Source organism: Providencia sp. PROV205, assembly GCF_028479505.1.
GTDB classification, from domain to species: Bacteria; Pseudomonadota; Gammaproteobacteria; order Enterobacterales; family Enterobacteriaceae; genus Providencia; species Providencia huaxiensis.
The window spans coordinates 59646-82714 of sequence record NZ_JAMPNU010000009.1 but is presented as its reverse complement, the minus strand read 5'-3'; the positions used below and the strand labels follow the sequence as shown (position 1 = coordinate 82714).

Annotated in this window: 21 protein-coding genes; 17 read left to right on the top strand and 4 right to left on the bottom strand. The window is 38.2% G+C overall.

The window, feature by feature from the left end; genetic code table 11:
* The first annotated feature begins 34 nt into the window (after positions 1-34).
* From lolB to prs, 3 genes are read left to right on the top strand one after another with little or no spacing between them, the layout of a single operon-like run.
* A complete protein-coding gene (lolB, locus tag PR800_RS07710; protein ID WP_395349597.1) occupies positions 35-691 on the top strand; it encodes a lipoprotein insertase outer membrane protein LolB in 657 nt (218 codons plus the stop codon).
* A complete protein-coding gene (gene ispE / locus PR800_RS07705) occupies positions 688-1563 on the top strand; it encodes a 4-(cytidine 5'-diphospho)-2-C-methyl-D-erythritol kinase (RefSeq protein ID WP_102140467.1) in 876 nt (291 codons plus the stop codon). Before lolB ends, ispE begins: the two co-directional genes overlap by 4 nt.
* A 56-nt stretch (positions 1564-1619) precedes the next feature.
* Positions 1620-2567, top strand: coding sequence for a ribose-phosphate diphosphokinase (gene prs, locus PR800_RS07700; RefSeq protein ID WP_004910604.1), 948 nt, complete (start codon positions 1620-1622; stop codon positions 2565-2567).
* Between the two features lie 301 nt (positions 2568-2868).
* Here the strand turns inward: prs and ychH are convergent, their stop codons facing one another.
* Entirely contained in the window at positions 2869-3141 is a 273-nt protein-coding gene (ychH, locus tag PR800_RS07695) for a stress-induced protein YchH (protein ID WP_102140448.1), read from the bottom strand.
* Between the two features lie 299 nt (positions 3142-3440).
* Between ychH and pth the strand changes: the two genes are divergently transcribed.
* From pth to PR800_RS07645, 10 genes are all read left to right on the top strand, one after another.
* The gene (pth, locus tag PR800_RS07690; RefSeq protein WP_102140447.1) at positions 3441-4031 is read left to right on the top strand and encodes an aminoacyl-tRNA hydrolase; all 591 of its coding nucleotides are present in this window, start codon (positions 3441-3443) and stop codon (positions 4029-4031) included.
* Between the two features lie 102 nt (positions 4032-4133).
* Complete coding sequence (gene ychF, locus PR800_RS07685) at positions 4134-5225, top strand: redox-regulated ATPase YchF (RefSeq protein WP_102140446.1); 1092 nt, start codon at positions 4134-4136, stop codon at positions 5223-5225.
* A gap of 943 nt (positions 5226-6168) precedes the next feature.
* Positions 6169-6507: a helix-turn-helix domain-containing protein gene (locus PR800_RS07680; RefSeq protein WP_102140445.1), complete on the top strand. Its 339-nt coding sequence runs from the start codon at positions 6169-6171 to the stop codon at positions 6505-6507.
* 91 nt (positions 6508-6598) lie between these two features.
* The gene (locus PR800_RS07675) at positions 6599-7132 is read left to right on the top strand and encodes a fimbrial protein (protein WP_102140444.1); all 534 of its coding nucleotides are present in this window, start codon (positions 6599-6601) and stop codon (positions 7130-7132) included.
* 187 nt (positions 7133-7319) lie between these two features.
* Positions 7320-7736, top strand: a complete 417-nt coding sequence (locus tag PR800_RS07670) for a fimbrial protein (protein ID WP_231068351.1) — start codon at positions 7320-7322, stop codon at positions 7734-7736.
* Positions 7737-7775: 39 nt separating this feature from the next.
* Positions 7776-10277 carry an outer membrane usher protein gene (locus PR800_RS07665; RefSeq protein WP_272530503.1) on the top strand — a complete coding sequence of 834 codons (2502 nt, stop codon included), beginning with the start codon at positions 7776-7778 and terminating at the stop codon, positions 10275-10277.
* 48 nt (positions 10278-10325) lie between these two features.
* Complete coding sequence (locus tag PR800_RS07660; protein ID WP_229597577.1) at positions 10326-11081, top strand: fimbria/pilus periplasmic chaperone; 756 nt, start codon at positions 10326-10328, stop codon at positions 11079-11081.
* 41 nt (positions 11082-11122) lie between these two features.
* Positions 11123-11746, top strand: coding sequence for a fimbrial protein (locus PR800_RS07655; protein ID WP_272530495.1), 624 nt, complete (start codon positions 11123-11125; stop codon positions 11744-11746).
* Between the two features lie 50 nt (positions 11747-11796).
* Complete coding sequence (locus PR800_RS07650; protein WP_272530494.1) at positions 11797-12696, top strand: hypothetical protein; 900 nt, start codon at positions 11797-11799, stop codon at positions 12694-12696.
* A 49-nt stretch (positions 12697-12745) separates the two neighbouring features.
* Positions 12746-13276, top strand: coding sequence for a fimbrial protein (locus PR800_RS07645; protein ID WP_102139637.1), 531 nt, complete (start codon positions 12746-12748; stop codon positions 13274-13276).
* 253 nt (positions 13277-13529) lie between these two features.
* On the opposite strand, the gene PR800_RS07640 is transcribed toward PR800_RS07645, so the two are convergent.
* A complete protein-coding gene (locus PR800_RS07640) occupies positions 13530-15143 on the bottom strand; it encodes a GMC family oxidoreductase (RefSeq protein WP_210848126.1) in 1614 nt (537 codons plus the stop codon).
* A gap of 359 nt (positions 15144-15502) precedes the next feature.
* Between PR800_RS07640 and PR800_RS07635 the strand changes: the two genes are divergently transcribed.
* Complete coding sequence (locus PR800_RS07635; protein ID WP_166265158.1) at positions 15503-16681, top strand: calcium:proton antiporter; 1179 nt, start codon at positions 15503-15505, stop codon at positions 16679-16681.
* Between the two features lie 68 nt (positions 16682-16749).
* Here PR800_RS07635 and PR800_RS07630 read toward each other — a convergent pair whose 3' ends face one another.
* The gene (locus PR800_RS07630; RefSeq protein WP_272530493.1) at positions 16750-17643 is read right to left on the bottom strand and encodes a LysR family transcriptional regulator; all 894 of its coding nucleotides are present in this window, start codon (positions 17641-17643) and stop codon (positions 16750-16752) included.
* A 124-nt stretch (positions 17644-17767) separates the two neighbouring features.
* Here PR800_RS07630 and PR800_RS07625 point away from each other — a divergent pair, with 124 nt between their 5' ends.
* Positions 17768-19417 (top strand): alpha-keto acid decarboxylase family protein, encoded by a 1650-nt coding sequence (locus tag PR800_RS07625; RefSeq protein WP_272530515.1) that lies wholly within the window; start codon positions 17768-17770, stop codon positions 19415-19417.
* A 38-nt stretch (positions 19418-19455) separates the two neighbouring features.
* On the opposite strand, the gene PR800_RS07620 is transcribed toward PR800_RS07625, so the two are convergent.
* Positions 19456-20436, bottom strand: coding sequence for a Gfo/Idh/MocA family protein (locus tag PR800_RS07620; RefSeq protein WP_206276835.1), 981 nt, complete (start codon positions 20434-20436; stop codon positions 19456-19458).
* Between the two features lie 465 nt (positions 20437-20901).
* On the opposite strand from PR800_RS07620, the gene PR800_RS07615 reads away from it, so the two are divergent.
* Positions 20902-21624 carry an IclR family transcriptional regulator gene (locus tag PR800_RS07615; RefSeq protein WP_206276834.1) on the top strand — a complete coding sequence of 241 codons (723 nt, stop codon included), beginning with the start codon at positions 20902-20904 and terminating at the stop codon, positions 21622-21624.
* Positions 21625-21650: 26 nt separating this feature from the next.
* Entirely contained in the window at positions 21651-23066 is a 1416-nt protein-coding gene (locus PR800_RS07610) for a YfcC family protein (RefSeq protein WP_239979161.1), read from the top strand.
* Positions 23067-23069: the final 3 nt, after the last annotated feature.

Here is a 23069-nt window from a genome sequence, read left to right as displayed (position 1 = left end):
GCTATCAGCGCCCAATACAACTTTGAGATTTGATATGCAATTAACTCAAGCTTTATCCTTTATGCACATAAATAAGCACTTTTTTCGCCTATTGCCACTTTCATGCGTCTTGCTAACCGCTTGCGTGACAACGTCACAAACAACCACTAAAGGAACTGGCTCTGCATCCGATGCTAAGTGGAAAGCACATCAACAAGAATTAAGTCAGTTACGTGACTACCAAACCCGTGGCTCCTTTGCCTATAACGGAGGGGAGACAAAAACGTACGCTAAGTTTTTCTGGCAACAATATACGCCAGAAAAATACCGTTTATTGTTAACTAATCCGTTAGGCTCCCGCGAACTTGAACTGACCGTTGAACCTGATTTAGCTCGACTAACCACTAAAGATGGCCAAACCCATATGAGTGACGTACCAAGTGAACTTATTTATCAGCTCACTGGTATGGAAATTCCAATTGATGACCTCACTGCTTGGTTAACTGGCTCACCTGGGCGTGCAACTGACTTCACCTTAGATGAAAATCACCTGCTAAAAAGTGTCACATTTGAAAGTAATGGTGAAACATGGCAACTCAACTATATTTCCTATGACAGCAAAACGGCACCTATGCTGCCGAACTACCTCGAGTTACGCCAAGGGGACAGGCTTATTAAATTAAAAATGGATAGTTGGACACTGAAGAAATGACGTTAACATGGCCTTCTCCGGCAAAATTAAATCTTTTTTTGTACATCACAGGTCAACGCCCTGATGGCTACCATGAGTTACAAACTCTATTTCAATTTGTTGATTATGGCGATGAAATCACCATGACAACACGTGATGACGACCAACTGAATTTATTGACTGAAATGCAAGGGGTTCCCCCCGAGAAAAACCTAATTTTACGGGCTGCTAAATTATTACAGTCCTATTGCCGCGAGACCTTACATCACAGTGGCCCATTAGGTGCTGATATCCGTATCCATAAAATATTACCCATGGGCGGTGGTATTGGCGGGGGCTCATCAAACGCAGCAACCACCTTAATTGCGCTTAACGAACATTGGAACACACAGGTTTCTGATGAAGTCCTTGCAGAATTAGGCGCATCATTAGGTGCAGATGTCCCTGTGTTTGTTCGTGGGCATGCCGCTTTCGCTGAAGGGGTTGGTGATATTTTAACCAAAGCTTCCCCTAAAGAGAAATGGTATCTGGTCGCTCATCCCGGAATTGAAATATCAACCCCGATGATCTTCACAGATCCACAATTAAATCGAAATTCTCCAAAACGCTCCCTAGCCGCATTATTACTGGCTCCGTACGCAAATGACTGCGAACCAATCGCAAGAAAACGTTTTCGTGAGGTTGAACAGCTTGTTTCTTGGCTGTTAGAATATGCTCCGTCTCGCCTTACAGGAACAGGCGCATGTGTTTTTTCTGAATTTGAAACACAAGCGGATGCCCTGCAGGTGTTAAATAAAGCCCCATCGTGGGTGCAAGGGTTCGTCGCTCAAGGCGTTAACGTTTCCCCACTGCACAAGTTCCGCGCTGGGATAACCCGTGTATTGCACCAATAAGCCTTGTCGCTATTGGTCAACAATATCTCTCTGGACGCAAGCCTGAGGTTTTTCTCGTGCCCGATATGAAGCTTTTTGCTGGTAACGCTACACCGGAACTAGCACAACGTGTTGCTAACCGCCTTTACACTAATCTTGGAGACGCGGCTGTTGGTCGTTTTAGCGACGGCGAAGTCAGTGTTCAAATTAATGAAAATGTTCGCGGTGGTGATATTTTTATCATCCAGTCAACTTGTGCACCAACCAATGATAACCTGATGGAACTGGTTGTTATGGTCGATGCGCTACGCCGTGCATCTGCTGGTCGTATTACCGCTGTTATCCCTTACTTCGGTTATGCAAGACAGGATCGTCGCGTACGTTCTGCCCGTGTACCAATCACCGCTAAAGTTGTTGCCGATTTTCTGTCAAGTGTAGGTGTAGACCGTGTGCTCACAGTCGATTTACACGCAGAGCAGATCCAGGGCTTCTTTGATGTTCCTGTGGATAATGTATTTGGTAGCCCTATTCTTCTGGAAGATATGTTACAGAAGAACTTGGAAAACCCAATCGTTGTATCTCCAGACATCGGCGGCGTGGTACGTGCTAGAGCTATCGCAAAACTCCTGAATGACACTGATATGGCCATTATTGACAAACGCCGCCCACGTGCGAACGTTTCTCAAGTTATGCATATCATTGGCGATGTTTCAGGTCGTGATTGCATCTTAGTGGACGATATGATTGATACCGGTGGTACTCTGTGTAAAGCAGCTGAAGCACTGAAAGAACGTGGTGCTAAACGTGTATTTGCATACGCAACACACCCGATTTTCTCAGGTAATGCTGTAGACAACATCAAAAATTCAGTCATTGATGAAGTCATTGTTTGTGACACTATCCCTCTTTCTCCTGAAATTAAGGCGCTGAGCAATGTTCGTACCTTAACGCTTTCAGGTATGTTAGCTGAAGCTATCCGTCGTATCAGCAACGAAGAGTCAATTTCAGCAATGTTTGAGCACTAATTCCCTAGTATTGGGTTTTAGCGTTCAACCGTGATGAAAAAGTCGCAATAAAAGTATAAGCCCCTGCAATGTCATTTGCAGGGGCTTTATGATTGTAGAGGGTAACCCCCGTAAATACCTATTTTTATACTTTATAGCCAGCCAATTGATAATTTTCAGCATATCATGGCATAAAAATAACCATTTAAAATAACTCACAATATTCACGACAGAAGAGCAAAATTCTCATGAATTTTACTCCTCTTAATGCCTAATTATCAGACTCGTTCACCATTATCAGCAATTAATTGCTTTAGGCTATTTATGGATAACGGTGATTATCTCTACGTGAATGATAATGTTGTTTTAACTGCCAGTAACGGTCTGCAACTTTTTCACGGCCGCCGATCCTAGCACCGACTAACCATACCATCGCACCGATAAAAATACCGAATAAGGAACCATTAGTGATAAGTTCTGAAAGGCCTAAGTTAACGATATGAGAGAATAAGTTGACACCGATACTCCCGATCATCAACACCATTCCGATTCCCATGAAGACATTACCAAGAAGATGAGCGCTTTTCCGTTTCATATATACCTCCAGTACCAGTAAACTGATAAGCAAGCATGTGTAAATAAATTCGGTCATACTTTATATTTATGTAATGATTATAGTGCATTAAGTAAAATTTTTTGCGATAGACATCACAAGGAAGGAAGTTAGCAAGAATATCTGTACAAAAAGTGCTTTTTATCAAAAAATCAGTAAACCCGAATAGTTTATCTGGCAATTATAATCCCAGTGACTTTATCTATCACAATTTTGTACATCCTGCATCTCACAAGGTAAACTAGGGCATTATTTTCATAACTGATAGTGAAATCACCACCGTGAGCAAAATTAAGTTAATTGTTGGACTTGCCAATCCGGGTGCTGAATATGCACAAACGCGCCATAATGCAGGTGCATGGTATGTTGATTTACTGGCTGAGCGCCATAACCAGCCATTGAAAGAAGAAGCTAAATTTTTTGGTTATACCGCTCGCATTAATATGAACGGTAACGATATTCGCCTGCTAGTTCCAACCACATTTATGAACTTAAGTGGTAAATCTGTTGCCGCTATAGCCAATTTTTATCGCATCAATCTCGATGAAATTTTAGTCGCCCATGATGAGCTCGATTTACCACCTGGTGTGGCTAAAATGAAGTTAGGTGGCAGTAATGGCGGCCATAATGGGCTGAAAGATATTCAAAGTAAATTCGCCAATAACCCAAATTTTTATCGTTTACGCATTGGTATTGGCCATCCGGGTGATAAAAATAAAGTCGTTGGTTTTGTTTTGGGTAAACCGCCTTTATCTGAACAAAAATTAATTGATGATGCAATTGATGAAGCGGCTAGGTGTACAGATATTCTTCTAGCAGATGGTATGGACAAAGCCATCAACCGTCTGCATGGTTTTAAAGCAACCACATAAGAGTTCATTTCATCCGAATCAACTTTTTGTGTATAATCAGCGCCAATTTCTAAACATTGGGTGCAGCGCGTGGCTGCCCCTTGCTATTAAGGTGAGAAACATATGGGTTTTAAATGCGGTATCGTTGGTCTGCCTAACGTGGGTAAATCCACCCTATTTAATGCATTGACCAAAGCCGGCATCGAAGCAGCCAACTTCCCTTTCTGTACGATTGAACCAAACACGGGTGTTGTGCCAATGCCAGACCCACGTCTTGATCAATTAGCTGAGATTGTGAAGCCACAGCGTATTTTACCAACGACTATGGAGTTCGTGGATATTGCGGGCTTAGTGAAAGGTGCATCCAAAGGTGAAGGCCTAGGTAACCAATTTTTAACGAATATCCGTGAAACCGAAGCCATTGGCCATGTCGTTCGTTGTTTTGAAAACGACAATATCATTCACGTTGCAGGCCAAGTTGACCCTGCCGAAGATATTGAAGTGATTAATACGGAATTAGCACTCGCAGACCTTGATACCTGTGAACGCGCTATCCATCGCGTCCAAAAACGTGCAAAAGGCGGCGACAAAGACGCAAAAGCGGAATTAGAAGCATTAGAAAAATGTCTGCCGCACTTAGAGCAAGCGGGTATGTTACGCACATTAGATTTATCTAGTGAAGATAAAGCAGCGATCCGCTACTTGAGCTTCTTAACATTAAAGCCAACAATGTACATTGCTAACGTTAATGAAGATGGCTTTGAAAATAACCCATTCTTAGATGTGGTTTATAAAATTGCTGCAGCTGAAGGTTCTGTCGTCGTGCCCGTTTGTGCAGCAATCGAGTCTGACATCGCAGAGCTTGAAGATGAAGAGCGTGATGAGTTTATGGCAGATTTAGGCATCGAGGAACCGGGACTGAACCGTGTTATTCGTGCTGGATATGAGCTATTAAACTTACAAACTTACTTTACTGCAGGCGTTAAAGAAGTTCGTGCATGGACTATCCCTGTTGGCGCTACGGCTCCACAAGCTGCAGGTAAGATCCACACAGACTTCGAAAAAGGCTTCATTCGCGCGCAAACTATCGCATTTGATGATTTTATCCAATACCGTGGTGAGCAAGGCGCAAAAGAAGCAGGCAAAATGCGCGCTGAAGGTAAAGATTATATCGTTAAAGACGGCGATGTACTCAACTTCTTGTTTAATGTGTAGCCTATATTTTAGATTTACACCCAACTAAAAAATATCATTAATCAAAAAACAGCATAATATTTAATTTATAAATATAATACTATGCTGTTTTCTCTCCTGTTATATCATAAAAACTCACTATTGGTTCTCCTTCTCTTTCTAAATAAATAGAATCTAGCTTACTTTCATAACAATTTGAATTTACAGGCTAACAAAACCAAGTTAAAAAATATCAGACTAGTGACCGCCCTAAGTCATATCTTAAAATAAAACATTATGGTAAAAAACGACACATATCCGTACTTGTTTACTACTCTGCAGTAACTCTCTAACTAGATATGAAGTAAGCTAGAAGAGCCCGTAACAAAAAATTTAAGCAGATAGAACCCTATAGTGTCTCGGCTATGGAGGTATAAATATTTAGATAAGTAAGGCTATTGATGTAATGAAAAGAAATCACACATCATCTCTGCTAGCTACTATAATGATTTAATTGTATTTTTTTGTAGATTTTTACTCCAAATGAGAGTGCTGATTAATCATTTGATTTTATTGATTTTTTTATAAAGTCTTTCATTTTTCAAATTGCATAATCACTCCTTATGTGTGTGTTTTTGATTGAAATCAAGTTATTCTGTTACAATTTAAGAGAATTTATTAAAATTTGTTAATTTCAGATAAAAATACTTTTTTTCATGTCAAACCAAGCCTAATAAACTAACAAGCTAACTTCTAAATTTGATTTTAAAAAAATTGTTAAAAACTTTGAATGTTTATAACTAATTGTTAGATAAGTAAAACAACTGAATTGTAAAAAATGTAAATATAAGCTGTTAATTAGACTTGATTCTTTTTAGTGGTTTGATTTAAAAAAATCTACTCATTATAATTGTAAGCACTTAAGGGGAATACATAAGAGTAAAATAAATTATTGAATTATTAAACTGAGACCTTGTTATTAATTATGAGTAAAGTTAATAGAGTCATATCCAAATATGAAACACAAGATAATCTATTTTCTATTTACTGTGGATTAGTTATAAGAAAAATACGCAAAGAGAATGGTATTACAGCTTGTGACCTAGCCAAGAAAGTGAATGTTTCACAGCAACAAATGTCACGTTATGAACGTGGAATAAATAAAATTAGTATTGATATGTTATTTAATTTAAGCGTAGCACTCGAATGTCCATTTGAAAGAGTTATTAAGCTTATTATTGCAGAAGTTCAAAAATCCCCTTCGGATGATGTAATTTCTTTAAGAAATAAGATATCAGCCTCTGATACAATTTATTTTTATTAATCCATTTAAATATATTTATTTAAATATATTTTATTTAAAAGATGCATATAAATATTTATATGTATACCTATACTTATCGTTTGAGGAAAAAATGAAAAAAATTATTTTAGCAACTATGATTTCTGGTTTAATGAGTGCATCTGCTTTAGCTGTTGATGCAGGGAGTGGTACGGTAACATTTTCTGGTTCTATTATTGACGCACCATGCTCTATTGCTCCCGGTGAAGAGAATCAAGAGGTTCCATTAGGCCAAGTATCTAATGTAACTTTAGATAATGGTGGTGAATCATCAGCGCAGCCGTTCCAGATTAAATTAGAAGGCTGTAACCTGAAAGGTGATAATCAAGTTGCTGTCACTTTCAAAGGAACTGAAGCAGGGAAAAATACAGGCTATTTACAGATTACAGGTGATGCTACTGGTGCCGCAGTGAAGATCATGAACTCATCAGGTACTCAAATTAAAGTTAACTCTAGCGCAAAACAAAATTATGTTGAAGGAAATAATACATTAAAATTCCAAGCATCATTAATTGGACTTCAGCTAGTTGATGCACAAAGCAAAGTTATTCCAGTAACACCAGGAAAATTCCAAGCAGTTACTAACTTTACATTAGCATATAATTAAATAATTTTTTTATAAAATGCTATCTCACCACGAGATTAATAAATCTCGTGGTGTATATTTTAATGGTTATAATATGATAACAAAGAAAAAAGAAACTATTTTGTCATTGTGTTTTTTCTTACTATTACCCTTTTTTAAATGTGCTTTTGCAAAGAGTTCAATGGATTTGATAATGCAAGGTAGCATTATGGATACAGCGTGTAGTATTGATACCGGTTCTTATGAACAATCCATTGATATGGGGATATTACCACTGTCATTAATACAGCAAGAAGGGCAAGGACAGGCACAGGATTTTTTTATTACATTAATTGGTTGCAGGCTAACATCTTATACAGGCGAACTTTGGAAAACATTTGAAGTTTCATTTGATGGGCCTGTTAATGGGGATTTTTTTTCGGTATCGGGTTCTGCACAAGGGATAGCGTTATTATTAACTGAATCGAATGGAGAATATATTTACCCAGGAAAAAAAACATTACCGAAAAGTATAAAACCCGGGAAATATATTTTGAATTATCAGTTAAAAGTTGTTTCAAATGACACACCGTTACGTGCTGGACAGTATCAGACATCAATCCGTTTTAAACTGGATTATTACTAAATAATAAATAAATTATTGCTATATTTTAGGAATGTTTTTATGTCTTCGTTACCTATTTACACACCAAAATTAAAATTGTTAAGTATTCTTATTGGGTTAACAGTCAGTTGTGTGACTTTAACAACCAATGCGAATAATTATATTGAATTCAATACTGATGTTTTAGATTTAGAAGACAAAAATAACATTGATTTAAACCAATTCTCTCGCGCCGGTTATATTATGCCCGGGGTTTATAATTTCACTTTAAAAATTAATAATGAACAAATATCTGATATTAACATCCCCTATTATTCTGCTGAGCATGATCCTGAAGATAGCCAGCCTTGTTTATCTCCAGAAATAGTTAAACTGCTAGGGCTTACTTCAGAGTCGCAAAAAAAATTAACATGGTGGCATGAAGGGCAATGCCTTAGTGAGGATAGCTTGCCAGGATTACTACTGCGCGGTGATTTAGCTACGTCATCTTTATATGTCAGTATTCCTCAAGCATACCTAGAATACACATCAGAAAACTGGGATCCCCCTTCTCGCTGGGACAATGGAATATCAGCCTTGCTTATTGATTATAATGTAAATGCTAATTCCACCAATTCCTATAACGGAGGAGCGAATTCATCTTCAGTGAATAGTAATGGTGTAGCTGGTATCAATTTAGGTGCTTGGCGGTTTCGAGCTGATTGGCAAAGTCGTTATAACCATACGACAGGAAGCCAAGGACGTGATCAATCTGATTTCACATGGGATCGTTTTTATGCCTACCGAGCTCTATCTGAATTAAAGGCTAAACTCGTACTGGGTGAAGACTATTTGTCCTCAAATATTTTTGATGGTTTTAGATTTATCGGTGCCAGTTTACAATCTGAATTAAGCATGATGCCACCAAACTTACGTGGATACGCCCCTGAAATAACAGGAATAGCACAAAGTAATGCTACAGTGACAGTCATGCAGCAAGGACGGATATTATATGAAACTCAAGTTGCGCCAGGCCCTTTTCGTATCCAAAATTTAAGTGATGCTATAACCGGAACGCTAAATGTTGCCATAAAAGAGCAAGATGGCTCTATTCAAGAATTTCAAGTTGATACTGCAAACTTGCCATATCTAACAAGACCTGGACAAGTTCAATATAAATTTGCACTAGGCCAGCCAACGAATATTGATCGCCAAAGTGAAGGGGAAAATTTCATTACAGGTGAATTTTCTTGGGGTATAAGCAATGGTTGGTCTTTAATTGGCGGTAGTTTAAATAGCCAAAATTATAATGCGTTATCAATGGGATTTGGGCGAGATTTGCTCGCATTCGGTGCTCTTTCATTTGATATTACTCAGTCTATTGCCCGTTTACCCGGTGAAGGAACATTAAGTGGGAGCTCATACCGAATAAACTATTCTAAACGATTTGAAGAATTCGATAGCCAAATACAGTTCGCTGGTTATCGTTTTTCAGAACGAAGTTATATGAGTATGAGTGAATTCTTAAATACCCAAAAAACAGGACTACGTAATTATGGGAGTAAAGAGCTATACACCATATCAGTCAATAAAAACTTCCAGGATATAGGATTATCATTATATTTAAATTATAACCATCAGACGTATTGGGACAAAAAAGATAATGACTATTACAGTTTAATGCTGTCCAAATATATGGATATTGGCCCAATAAAAAACATGAGTATTAGTTTATCTGCAAATCGCAGTTTTTATAACGGTGTGACAGATGATAGCGCTTATGTATCACTATCTTTCCCACTAAGTAACGGGGCGAATGTCGGTTATTCGATGAATACAAGCCGCTATGATACGACCAATCGTGTTTCTTATTATGACAGATTGGATGATAGAACAAATTATCAAGTCAGTGCGGGCGCAAATCGAAAAGGAGGAACTGCAAGTGCTTTTATTTCACATCAAGGAGATAGCGCTCGCTGGTCAGCAAATGCGAATCATGTAAATAACCAATATAGTGCTTTTGGTCTTTCCACTTCTGGTGGTTTGACTTTGACAGGAAAAGGTATTGTTGCCCATAGAATAAATAATCTTGGTGGAGCTCGTATATTAGTTGATACTGATAATGTTTCAAATATTACAATTCGCGGTATTGGCGTTCCTGTTGAATCAAACCGATTTGGGAAAGCAGTTATTTCAGATGTCAGTAGTTACTATCGAAATAAAGCACAGATTGATTTAAATAAACTGCCTGATGACATTGACGCCCAACAATCCGTTATTCAAGCAACATTGACTGAAGGTGCCATTGGATATCGCTCATTTTCAGTTATTTCAGGTCAAAAAGTTATGGCTGTTATCGTACTTACTGATGGTTCTCATCCACCATTAGGGGCCCAAGTAACAAACCATAAAAAGCAAAATGTCGGGATTGTAGGCGATTTAGGTAATACTTATATTAGTGGTGTTCATCCTTCAGAAACAATGAATATAACATGGGGTAAAAATATGTCATGTGAAATAACTTTTCCTTCTGAATTAATGAATCAAGAAATTCAAGACAATTTATTACTTCCTTGTAACTAGGCAGTAAAAAACAAACAAATAATTATTTAATTTAAATAGATGAAATTAATGTATAAAGGTAATAACCAAGTGAATATCAAAAAAATATTAACAAATGTTTTTTTAGGGTCATTAGCCCTAAGTGGTTTTTCAGAGGCTGCAGTATCATTAGATAGAACAAGAGTTATCTTTGATGGAGAGAACAAGTCAATCTCTTTAAATATTAACAATAATAATAAGCAACTTCCTTATCTTGCTCAAGGTTGGATTGAAAATGAAGAAAGTAAAAAAATAACATCACCATTGATTGTATTACCACCGGTTCAACGATTAGAACCAGGGAAATCTAGCCAAATGAAAATTGAAGCTTTACCTGATATAAAAAATTTACCTCAGGATAGAGAATCATTATTCTATTTTAATATGCGAGAGATCCCACCGAAGAGTGATAAACCAAATACTTTACAGATTGCATTACAAACAAAAATAAAATTATTTTACCGTCCAGAAGCAATTGCACCACAGCAAAACAGTGCACCATGGCAAGAAAAAATGCAGCTTGAGAGAAAAGGAAGTGTTGTTTTTGTTAAAAACCCAACACCTTATTATATCACAATAATTAATGCAGGAGCTCATGAAAATACAGATGCAAAAGAATTTACTCCAATTATGATTGCACCCTTTAGTGAAATCAATATTGGAATGACAAATGAGCAACTAGGTAACACCCCCGTAATTACTTATATTAATGACTATGGTGGTCGTCCAAAATTAGCCTTTGATTGTAAAAATACAATCTGCTCTGTTACTAAAAAAGATCATTAAATAAATAGCAAAGGAATATAAAGCTAAATGAGGACATATTTATGAGCTTAAGAATATACCACTGGCTACGTTCAAAACATGTGGTCATTTCACTTTGCTTAGCCACAGTATTGCCAGCAACTGCTGGCAATAATAATCTGTTTAGGCCTACAGATGGTTGGGAGGTTGATGGACAGCATGGAGTCATTCATGTTTCAGGTTCTTTAACTGAAAACCCATGCGAATTAGCCATGAAATCTACTAACCAATCAATCTCACTAGGAAATATATCATTCAGTGATTTAAATTCTTCTGAGCAAGTGATGCAGCCTATTCCATTCCAAATTGAGTTGTTAAATTGCCTGCAAGTTCAAAGTGAGCTTCAAAATTTCCAAACTGGAAAAACGATATGGAGTAGCACACAGCCTGCGGTCAAAGTTAAATTTTTAGCAGTAAATGAACCTGAATATTCGAATATTATTCGAGTCAATGGAGCATACGGCTTTGGGTTGCAAGTAGCAAATTCAGAAGGGAAAATATTACCAATAGGTAAAGAAAGTAACCCAACGTTAATTGCATCAGGCCAAAATAACTTAACTTATTATGTCTCAGCTATCAGAACGTCCGGCCCACTCATACCTGGTGCTTTTTCTGCATTAATTGCTTTTGAAATGCTATATGATTAACGTCATAGCATCGCAATAATAATTTATAAAAATTGATAGGTAATAGCGTAATGCTAAAAAATAAAGACATTTATCTTATAAAAATATTGATGCTAGCTTTACTATTCATAATTAATAGTAAAGCTAATGCAAGCCCATTAAATCCTAACAGTATATATACAACAAGTATAAAGCATCCACTAATTAGTGATGCATACAATGTTATACCAAAAACGTTAGGCCCTTATTTTTTGTATATTCCAGATGAGATCAAAAACAGCACAAATACTGAGTGTAATATCACAGTTATTGCAACTGGTCGCTCATCGACAGGCTCTATACAATCTATGGCAACACCAGATATTACTCTACTATCTGGGTTTAGTAGTATATATAATCTAGGTGTAGTTAAATACTATTCAGTCACACGAAACACACCTAAGCACTGTAGTGAGGTGCTACCTGATTTTGGCGTGAAATTTGGGCAGTTTAATGTTAGATATATCAATTTCTTCGATTATTCAGCATCTGTAACAGGTTATGCAGATACCTGTTTACAAATAATTGTGAATGACAAAACTGTAGGAACAACCTGTTCAGTTAATGTCCCTGAAATCCCTGTATTGCCTTCTTGCAATGTATCTATGCCATTAACTATATCTCATGGTAATGTCAATTCAAATAATATAAATGGAAATATTGCAAAAATTGACGGAAGTATATCATGCACTGGCGATATGAGCGCCACATTCCAATTTTTACCTGAAAATAAAATTGATTTATTACATGGTGTAGAAAGCCAATTAGATGTATGTGTCTCAGGAAAGTGCATGTCAAATAATTTAGTTCAAACCGAGATTAAAAAAAATACTAACTTACCATTCTCCATTAGCTCAACTCTATCTGCATTGGGAAATCCTGAACCAGGTTCGAGGGTTGGAAATGCTATTTTATCTGTTGTAATTAATTAATAAAAATAAATTTAAATTATTTAATTTATTTATTGGAGTATAAATAATTATGATATTCTTAATTCAAATAATAAAAGAAAGATTACTTTTACTATTTGCAATACTCACGAACACACTAATTATTTTTTTTAGTGGATTCTGTATTGCAGAAACCTATACATTAACAATTAAGGTAGATGTTATTGAAAGCACTTGTGATGTATATGGTGAAAATGGCCCTGGGCAACCTATTGAGGTCTCATTTGGTGAAATAAATCTAAATAAGTTTACCAGTGAACGCTATACAAAAAATATTGACTATCATTTGGATTGCGGAAATAAATCATCCAGTAATCCAAATCTTAAATTAAAGCTTGAAAGCTCTAGTGCTGGCTTTAATACTGATTTAGTTGAAACATCCAACCCTAATTTAGGTCTAAAAATTCAAGCAGATAATACACTTTTATTACCTAATGAATACCGTAATTTCACTTATCAAACACAGCCAGTATTAACTGCGACACCCGTATTTCATGAAGGAAAAGAAATTGAACTAGGCTTATTTAAGGCTACTGGAATATTAAAAGTTGAATATCAGTAATAGTTTATTTAATTTTAACAAAAAAATGCTGTTTTATTTGATAGATTTAATTAAATGAACATACCCTTGAATACAAAATAAATCATTAAATATAAAGATGTTATAAATCAATAAAATAAAAATAATGGTTTACTGTATAACACATAACCTAACATTAGTTCGCTCTAAGTACCATAAGTGTATTGAAACAGCATAAAGTTCAGGCGGTTGCCTTGGTTTTATGCTGTTTTTCCTATGTTGCCCCATCACAAGGCTAATTTGCGTTCCTATCTTCTATAATCATTGCTGCTGCGCGTTCTGCAATCATGATCGTTGGTGCATTGGTGTTTCCACTTGGAATTTCAGGCATCACAGAACAGTCCACTACACGTAAATTATCAATACCATGCACTCGTAGCCGTAAGTCAGTCACTGACGTTGTGGTATCCGTTCCCATACGGCAAGTTCCCACAGGATGGTAAACCGTTTTACAAAAATTTCGGACAAACTCTTCAAGTTGAGCTTCATCATGACGTACAGAAGCGGGCGGCATTAAAACCTCTTTGCTTACTGCTTGTAATGAAGCGGAATCCAATACTTCCAGACCAAATTTAACTGCACGCTTGCAGCCTTCCATGTCTTCTGGTGATGCAAGGTAATTAGCGTGAATTTTTAGCGGTGCTTGTGGGTCTGTGCTGCGTAATAAAATTTCACCACGAGACTTAGGTTGTAAATACCCGACCTTTAAAGAAAAACCGTGGGTAGCGGGCAGTGGCTCACCAGGAACATCATCCCAACTATCTAAAATAGGTAAAAAGTGAATTTGTACATCAGGGCGACCTTGATTGCAGCTATCTTTAAATGCAGCACCTTCTAGAACATTAGATGCGAGTAATCCGCTGCGAAATGCCATCCACTCTACCCCATGTTTAATCGCATTTAAGCCTTGGTCCGCACCGAATAAACTTATTGGCTGCTTAGTCGTGACGTTAATTGACATATGCAGGTGGTCATGAAAATTTTTGCCAACAGGTAGATTCACATGAGTATGGATCCCCAACGAAGACAAGTGCTCTTCAGGCCCGATCCCTGATAGCATCAATAATTTTGCAGAGCCCATCGCACCAGAACAGACCAATACTTCGCAACTGGCGAATGCCTCAACTTCATGGCCATTTTTCCCTTGATAGGCAACACCAATCGCGCGGCCATCACGAATGATTATACGGTTCACTTGAGTGCCAAGCTTTAATGTCAATTTGTCACTCTTTTCCACTGATTTTAAATAGGTTTTCGACGTACTGGCTCTTTCTCCATTATGCGTTGTGGTTTGGTAAAAGCTTGTTCCTTGCTGGCTTTCTCCGTTAAGGTCATTGACATAAGGAAGGCCATGCTCTTGTGCTGCACGAATAAATGCCATTGATAATGGGTGCCGATATCTGTTTTCACTAACCGGAAGTGGGCCTTCTGTCCCATGGTATTCCCCTGTTAAGCTTTCATTGTTCTCTGCTTTTTTAAACCATGGCAATACATCCGAGTATCCCCAACCTTCACATCCGTAATTTAGAGCCCAATTATCATAATCTTGTTTTTGGCCTCGAATATAGATCATTCCGTTGACAGAGCTGCTTCCCCCCAGCACTTTGCCTTGAGCAATTTGCATTTTACGGTTATTAGCGTGAGGCTCTGGCTCAGTTTCATAAGGCCAGCTTTTTTGGGCGATAATTTTCGCTACACCTGCTGGCATACGAATAAACAAATGGTTATCGCTACCACCCGCTTCGATAAGTAATACTCTAGATTGCGTCTCTTGGATCAACCGAGCAGCCAGAACACAACCAGCAGAACCTGCACCGACAATAATATAGTCATATTTTACTGCGCTCATTTGTCACCCCGCCAAATAAAACAAACAATTCATTTTCATTTATTTAACAATAGCGCCTTTAATTTATTAATGTATGAATAATATTTTGTATATGTGATTTAAATCAAAAATAATTTCTTATGTAATTATTTTTGAACTTTAATAACCTTTGTTTATTAAAGAAAAGTTTAAATCCAAATCAACACTTAAACCCTACCCACATTTCATTAATAAATGAATGTTTATCATTGAGCAAGCAAGGGTTGCAAGATAATCGATGAGTGCTATAGTAACCGTTAATTTACATTCTATCGGCTTGAGGACGACCTCAAGTACGTATCAGCAACAGGGACGGCCCTTTCTTCTTAAGGAAAAATATTATGGGGCACTTCCGTTTCAATAGTCCGCTCATCCCATTAACGACTTGGGCTCGGTTAATTGGCTCTTGGTTAGTCGTCATTTTCTTTATCTTAAGTGGCGAAACATTACTTAATGACAGCCTTTCAGCATTTAGTGCAACTTGGGTTTTTCTACTGTTGTTCATTACAATACTAACCGCTTCCTTCGGTGTCGTTAAAGAAGCTGACCATCTTGCTGAACAATTGGGTGAACCATACGGAACACTGATCCTGACTTTATCGATTGTCTTAATTGAAGTAATTCTTATTGCTTCAGTCCTACTAGGACCTGGTGATTTTCCAACCATTGGGCGTGATTCAATATTCGCAGTGATGATGATTATCATGAACCTCGTCGTAGGTATCTGCTTACTCGCAGGTTCAGCTAGAAATGGTGAACAAGAATATAATACGCAAGGTGCGAACAGTTATCTTTCAATGATCGTATTACTGACAGGTTTAGCGTTAATACTACCAAATTACACCTCTAGCCAAGGGGAGTACTCCTATACGCAAGCCATTGGTATTTCGGGTATTACTATACTCATCTATGGGGCTTTTTTGTGGATGCAAATGCGAGGCCATCGCCGGTTTTTTATTCAGCCTCCTAAAGGGCTGATGAATGTCCCAGAACAATTCGTTTCAACTAACCATGTTTTAGCAGACAATAATGTCGAAAATAAAGATAACCACTCTGAGTCAAACAAAAAAGCCATTATCATTCGCTCTTGTGTATTAATTGGGCTGATACTCCCTATTGTGTTACTTGCGCATTACTTAGCTATCGTAACTGATTACGGAATTGAGGCTTTAGGAGCACCAGCAGCAGTCGGTGGTGTCCTGATCGCGATTATCGTATTTACGCCTGAATCGATCACAGCTGTAAAAGCGGCAATGAATAATGAAATGCAACGAGCGATAAACCTTTGCCAAGGTGCATTTGTCTCAACGGTGGGTTTGACTGTGCCAGCAGTATTAATTATCGGCATTATTACTGGTAAACAAGTCATCATGGGGGTTTCTAGCGCAGAAATTGTTTTATTCGCAATCACCATGTTACTGACTATGCTTTCATTTAATGGCCAGAGAACATCTCCCATCCAAGGCTGGATGCACCTTGCCACCTTTGCTGTGTTTGGGCTTATTCTATTTTATCCGTAATGACTGACAAAAAGTGAAGGCTTCATAAGAAAATACCTGATTGGTATCAAATTTTATGCAAGCCTCACTCATACTTCCCTTATTCTTAACATATCCAAAGCCAAATCATGCCATGCTTGTGCACGACGGCTTTGGTGGTGATTTTTTACTGTCGCTAAAGCAATGTCGTAAGCCAGTATTGGCTCAATAACGGGAATAACGGACAACCCCACTGAGCTGGTGTTTTTCCACATACTATCTGGAAGTAGCGTTATCCCTACCCCAGCTCTTACCATAGCGGTCACCAAATCTAAATGGCTACTGCGCCCAGAAATAGTGGGTTTTTTACCATAAATACCACAAGCACTGACAACAAGTTCATTAATTAGAAAATCATCAGAAAAGAAAATAAAAGGCTCATCGACTATTTCACTAAATTTAACAAATTCACGCATTGATAGTGGATGTTGGTTACTAACCAAGAGCATTAATCGGTCCGTTGAAAAAGGGTGTACTTCAAAGCGCTCATCTGCAAAAGGTAACATCACAGCGGCAGTTTCAACGTCGCCATTTAACATTGCCTCACGCATTTTTCGCGTACCCAATTCAAGAATTTTCAGTTCCACCTGTGGATAACGTTGGCTAAAAGCCATAATAATATCAGCAAAATAGGTCGATGCTATCACGGGTGGTAACCCCACGGGTAGCACCCCAGATATAGGACCAGACCTTTCCAGTAACGCTTTTTTCATATTCCCAAATTGAGAAAGGATTTGCTTCGCATGAGCCAATAAAATATCCCCCTCCTCTGTTAACTTAACGCCATCGACTTCCCTAGTCAGTAACGTATAGCCAAGCTCATCTTCTAGTTTTTTAATACTGCGGCTAATCGCTGGTTGCGTTACAAATAAACTTTCTGCCGCACGGCTAAAACCATTGAGCTGCACAACTTCAACAAAATAACGTAATGAACGAATGTCCATTTCGCCCCCTATAATTTTTAGTTATAGATAGAATGAGTTTAAGTGATTTCCTTTAAAGCATAATAAACGATAAAAATAATTCAACTTAGAATTATTGGCTATGCAATTATTGGAGATCAGCATGATAAACAAGACTGTTATCGAATACGTATTAGATAGACTTTACCAAATCGGTATTCACGATATTTTTGGTGTTGCTGGTGACTACGCATTCCCGATTGAAGATGCCGTATGTGACAGTGAAAATATGCGCTGGATTGGCAACTGCAATGAACTCAATGCCTCATATGCTGCGGATGGCTATGCCCGCGTGAAAGGTGCAGCAGCATTATCAACGACTTTTGGTGTCGGCGAACTCAGTGCTTTAAATGGTATTGCAGGCGCTTATGCCGAGCATCTTCCCGTTTTTCATCTTGTTGGCATGCCAGCAAGTGGAGTTCAAAAAAACCACCGTTTAGTTCACCACACCCTAGGAAATGGTGACTTTGATGTGTTTTATCAAATGAGCCAACATTTAAGCTGTGCTCACGCTATTTTAACGCCTGAAAACTGTATTGCCGAAACAGAACGTTTAATTACGACCGCTTTACAAGAATCTCGACCAGTTTATTTAGGTTTCCCTTCTGACTACGCTATCATGCCAATTAAAACAGACAAAACACCTGAAACTATCACTATAAATAAAAGTCATAGCGAGTCATTATCAGCTGCCGTTACAGCTATTGTCGAAAAGCTCACATCGAGTACAAAAGCCTGTATTATTCCTGGGATTTTAACCGCACGCTTCGGCTTAGCCGCTGATGTTCAAGCGATTATTGAAAAAACGGGCCTACCTTACGCCACTATGTTTATGGATAAAGGGGTAGTAAGCGAATCTAACTCTCAATATATGGGGATTTATAACGGCAAACTGATGAATCCAGAGGTTAGGGAGTACGTCGAAAGCTGTGACTGTGTCATGGGTATTGGCGCGGTATTAACAGACTTCAACTCCGGCAGCTTCACCGCAAATATTAACCCTGAAAGCTGTATTAACATTCTTTCTGACCATGTGAAAGTGGGTTCCGCTATCTACCCGAATGTATTGATGAAAGATGTGTTAGATAAATTAAAAGAATTTGCGCCCTCACTTAACTATGTTGGGCTCAAAGCTCAAGGATTAGGATCCCCTCAGCAAGGTGAAAATGGCCAAATTACCGCCTCATATTTGTACCCTCGCCTAGAAAAAATGTTCCGTCAGGACGATATTATTGTTGCAGAGACTGGGACTGCCTCCATGGGGTTAGGTTTTGCTTTATTACCTGAAAATGCACAATTTCATAACCAAACATTGTGGGGTTCTATCGGCTGGGCCACCCCCGCGGCCTTTGGTGCAGCAATTGCAGAGCCACAGAAGCGAGTTATTTTAGTGACTGGAGAAGGTTCTCACCAACTCACTGCCCAAGAGATTAGCCAGTTTGCCCGCTTTGGCTTAAAACCCATTATTTTTGTCCTGAATAATGATGGCTATTTAATTGAGCGACTTTTGTGTAAAAACCCTGAAGCCTATTATAACGACTTACCCCAATGGAATTATGCCCAACTCCCTGCAGCATTAGGCTGCAAAGATTGGTATTGTCAGCGTGTTACCCATTGCGATGAATTAGACAATGCAATTAAACAGGCCGAACTATCAAAGCATGCGGCCTATATTGAAGTAGTCATGGATAGATATGCGGCATCAGAGCTTGCTGAAAAACTTGGAAAATCAGTCGCATCTTTATATTCATTTTAAATTGACAGATTATGGCAGCCATCACGCTGCCAATGTCTTTATGATCCAAATGCCAGCCCCACATCGTCTCGTGATTGATGCAATATTTTTGAGACAATTAATGCTAATTCAAGTAATTCATTACATTTAGCATAGTTTTTAGTGGCAATTTGCTCACGAAAAAATGCAAACTCATAGACCATATGGTTGATAGCTGCATCCCGAGATACGCTGGATATTTCCCCGCCAATACAAACCTCAACTGACTGACAAAGGCTTGGGGCTCCCTTGATACATATATACCCTTTGGTACCTTGAATAATAAAGTAACCGGGGCTTGCCGAATCTTTCGCCCCCACACACGATGCAACTGAACGCCCAAAATAGGCCGTTAATACCCCTGATGTATCAATTCCATTAAACCCTTTATTACAAATATAGCGGCTATTATCGGGTGCTCCCATCAAGGCAGATAATAAATAAATGTTATAAAGATTAATGTCATAGAGTGCACCGCCGGCTTGCAGTGGGTCAAATGCAGCATGAACTCGGCCTTGCAAGTAATCATTATATCGACTTGAATATTGGGAATAATTACCGTGAATCACTTTGATTTCACCGATTTTACCAATATGTTGTCTGATAAAGTGAAATTCAGGGGTATGAATAGACGTAATGGCTTCAAACAAAAAAAGCCCTCTAGTCTGTGAAATGGAAATTAACACCTGCAACTGTTGCCAATTTGGTGTAAACGGTTTTTCGCATACCACATGTTTGTCAGCCATTAATGCATCGAAGGTATACTGATAATGCAAATGGTTTGGCAAACCTATGTATATCACCTCAACATCAGGGTCTTGTAACAATTTTTGGTAGTCAGTATACAACTTTGCTATACCAAATTGTTGGCAAATAGCCTGTCCCTTTTCAATACTTTCCGCCCGAACACACAGTGCGACTAGCTCTATCCCCTGCACCTGTATTAAGGCATCGAGAGCCGACATAATTATTTTCCCGGAACCGACCAGCGCTAGTTTCATCTCTGTTATCCGTTAAGAAAAGTGAATTTCATTCTGCCATAAGGCTCATTATTAAAGAAATACCTTCGTTGCTTTTTTGATAACCACTGCCATTTCCGAATTTTGCCCTTAAAAATTTAATAAAAATGACGCATTTTTTCGCTGGAGGTTCTTTTCATTATTGCTGGCGTACTTATCAATTTCATCAGGTAAACCAAATAACCGCTATGAATGACAATTAGTCACCCATTTACAATCATTTCTATTCACGTTGTCATCAAAATGCTCTTATTTTAAAACTTCCATAACCAATTGTTTTATATTAATAATATTTTACTTTTATTTTTATAACTGAAAAATACCTTTTTAAAACCCTAACTCACATCACAATTTATTAACAACTCTCTTGAATCATTTTTTATTATTCTTCATGCTAATTTTATTAAATAAACCAATGGTTTACTGTATAAACCAGTCGAGGTTGATATGAAAGAGAATATTGTCACTGCCGTTGATGATGCTTTACAGTTATTGATGCTATTAGGTGAAAAAAACAATCTTGGGTTAAGTGAACTTGCACGCTTATCTGGCATGAATAAATCCAAGGTATACCGCTTATTATGCACACTAGAAAATCGCCATTTCGTACAAAAAAACGAAAATCCGGTTACTTATCATTTAGGCCATCAATTATTAAGCTTGGGGAATTGCGCTCGCCAGCAAATTAACTATATCCAAGTTGCAGAAGTTGAAGCAGAGCAACTACGTCAACGTTTTGATGAAAACATTCAAATGCGTATACGTGACAACGATGAGATTTTACAAGTTCTTCATAAGCCATCAGGGCAATCACTTCAAGTGCGCAGTGAAGCTGGAAATCGCCGGCCGTTAGGTTCTGGGGCTTCAGGCAGAGTGCTATTGGCTCACTCACCTAAAGATGTTCAAGCACATTTTATTGAAAAGAACCCCTCTATTGAAAAATCTATTGTAACCATACGCTCACAAGGTTTTGCAATTACCCGAGGTGAACTAACCGCAGGTATTGGTGCGATTGCCGCGCCTATCTTTTCACAACATGGGGAATGTATTGCTTCACTGAGCATTAGCTTACCTCTAAGCCGTTTTTCTGATGAAAAAGAACAAGAAATGACTGAACAACTGCTTCTGTCTGCTTTACGTATATCGAGGCAGCTCGGTTACGACTCATAATTAATTACAATAAAAGAGACAACGCCATGCAACCAACAAACAGCACAATACAAGCCCCATCTTCACCACCTAGCTGGCAAATGAACCCGGTTTTAGTAATGTTAACTATTGTTATCATTGCTTTTTTAATGACTTATTTTATTAATTCAGGCCAATATGAGCGCGATGGTAAGAAAGTCATTCCGGGCTCTTACCAAACTATCACTAAAGACATCAAGTTAGCGCAATTATTAGGCACTGAGAAATCGGAGGAAGGTACTGCCGCTCCTGTCAGTTTGCCTCAACTGTTTAAAGCGATCCCTGAAGGAATTGTTAAACAATCACCACTTATATACATGGTGTTATTTATCGGAGGAATGTTTGGTATTCTCAATAAAACAGGGGCAATAGAGTCAGGGCTAGAGCGGTTGCTCCATGTTACCCGAGGCAATATCTACCTGTTAATTCCTTTCTTAATGATTGTATTTTCCATGGGAAGTACCTTTATGGGGTTAGCCAAAGAGTATCTTTTGGTTATTCCCATGGTTATTGCCTTAGTGAAACGCGTTGGATTGAATGAACTTATTGGGCTTGCCATTGTAGCCATTGCGGTTAAGGTCGGATACCTCGCCTCTATCACCAACCCGTATGCACTTTCTATCGCACAACCGCTTGTTGGTTTACCCGTTTTTAGTGGTTTAAGTATGCGAATTGCGGCGTACCTTATTTTTATTACACTCGGTATTTTATTCGTTTTCTATAGCATTCGTAAAACGACACTCACAAACTATGTGGCTGAAGAACATAATCAAACCACACCATTAACCTATCGCCATAAACTTATGTTAATTATCTTAGCCATCGGTGTTGCATTTTTAGTCTATGCCTCTAATCGTTGGCATTGGAAAAATAATGATTTATCTGCCTACTATTTATTCTTAAGTGTCATTTTAACTTTTTGTAGTGGTTTGACCGCAAGTGCCGCCGCTAACGCATTTGTCAGTGGAATGAAAAAAGTCCTCATCGCAGGGGTGTTAATTGGGTTGGCGACTGCTGTCGAAATTATTCTTTCTCAAGGTAAAATTCTCGATACCATAATTCATCAATTAGTTGGGCTTGTCGGTGATCACGGACCTTATGTTTCATCATATAGCATGTTTATCTCCCAACTATTATTAGACATTGCCATTCCCTCTACTTCTGGGCAAGCCGCTGTCACAATGCCAATCCTAGGCCCCGTTGGTGAAATTTCTGGTGTTTCCCCCCAAACAACGGTTTTTGCATTTTTAATGGGTAATGGGCTAACCAATATGATCACACCAACATCGAGTGGATTATTGATCTTTTTAGCTACAGCCGGTGTCAGTTGGACCACCTGGGCAAAATACATTTTACCGCTTTTTATCATTTTTATGGCAGTCAGCATTGGTTTACTGAGCGTCGCCGTTACCATAGGGTATTAGTAA

Bases quoted from the DNA above. Each gene is read 5' to 3' on its own strand.
- PR800_RS07650 (WP_272530494.1), top strand. From the start codon at position 11,797: ATGCTAAAAAATAAAGACATTTATCTTATAAAAATATTGATGCTAGCT.
- PR800_RS07645 (WP_102139637.1), top strand. From the start codon at position 12,746: ATGATATTCTTAATTCAAATAATAAAAGAAAGATTACTTTTACTATTT.
- PR800_RS07635 (WP_166265158.1), top strand. From the start codon at position 15,503: ATGGGGCACTTCCGTTTCAATAGTCCGCTCATCCCATTAACGACTTGG.
- ispE (WP_102140467.1), top strand. From the start codon at position 688: ATGACGTTAACATGGCCTTCTCCGGCAAAATTAAATCTTTTTTTGTAC.
- PR800_RS07675 (WP_102140444.1), top strand. From the start codon at position 6,599: ATGAAAAAAATTATTTTAGCAACTATGATTTCTGGTTTAATGAGTGCA.
- PR800_RS07660 (WP_229597577.1), top strand. From the start codon at position 10,326: ATGTATAAAGGTAATAACCAAGTGAATATCAAAAAAATATTAACAAAT.
- PR800_RS07610 (WP_239979161.1), top strand. From the start codon at position 21,651: ATGCAACCAACAAACAGCACAATACAAGCCCCATCTTCACCACCTAGC.
- PR800_RS07680 (WP_102140445.1), top strand. From the start codon at position 6,169: ATGAGTAAAGTTAATAGAGTCATATCCAAATATGAAACACAAGATAAT.
- PR800_RS07620 (WP_206276835.1), bottom strand. From the start codon at position 20,436: ATGAAACTAGCGCTGGTCGGTTCCGGGAAAATAATTATGTCGGCTCTC.
- ychH (WP_102140448.1), bottom strand. From the start codon at position 3,141: ATGAAACGGAAAAGCGCTCATCTTCTTGGTAATGTCTTCATGGGAATC.
- ychF (WP_102140446.1), top strand. From the start codon at position 4,134: ATGGGTTTTAAATGCGGTATCGTTGGTCTGCCTAACGTGGGTAAATCC.
- PR800_RS07640 (WP_210848126.1), bottom strand. From the start codon at position 15,143: ATGAGCGCAGTAAAATATGACTATATTATTGTCGGTGCAGGTTCTGCT.
- PR800_RS07655 (WP_272530495.1), top strand. From the start codon at position 11,123: ATGAGCTTAAGAATATACCACTGGCTACGTTCAAAACATGTGGTCATT.
- PR800_RS07615 (WP_206276834.1), top strand. From the start codon at position 20,902: ATGAAAGAGAATATTGTCACTGCCGTTGATGATGCTTTACAGTTATTG.
- PR800_RS07630 (WP_272530493.1), bottom strand. From the start codon at position 17,643: ATGGACATTCGTTCATTACGTTATTTTGTTGAAGTTGTGCAGCTCAAT.
- lolB (WP_395349597.1), top strand. From the start codon at position 35: ATGCAATTAACTCAAGCTTTATCCTTTATGCACATAAATAAGCACTTT.
- PR800_RS07665 (WP_272530503.1), top strand. From the start codon at position 7,776: ATGTCTTCGTTACCTATTTACACACCAAAATTAAAATTGTTAAGTATT.
- PR800_RS07670 (WP_231068351.1), top strand. From the start codon at position 7,320: ATGGATACAGCGTGTAGTATTGATACCGGTTCTTATGAACAATCCATT.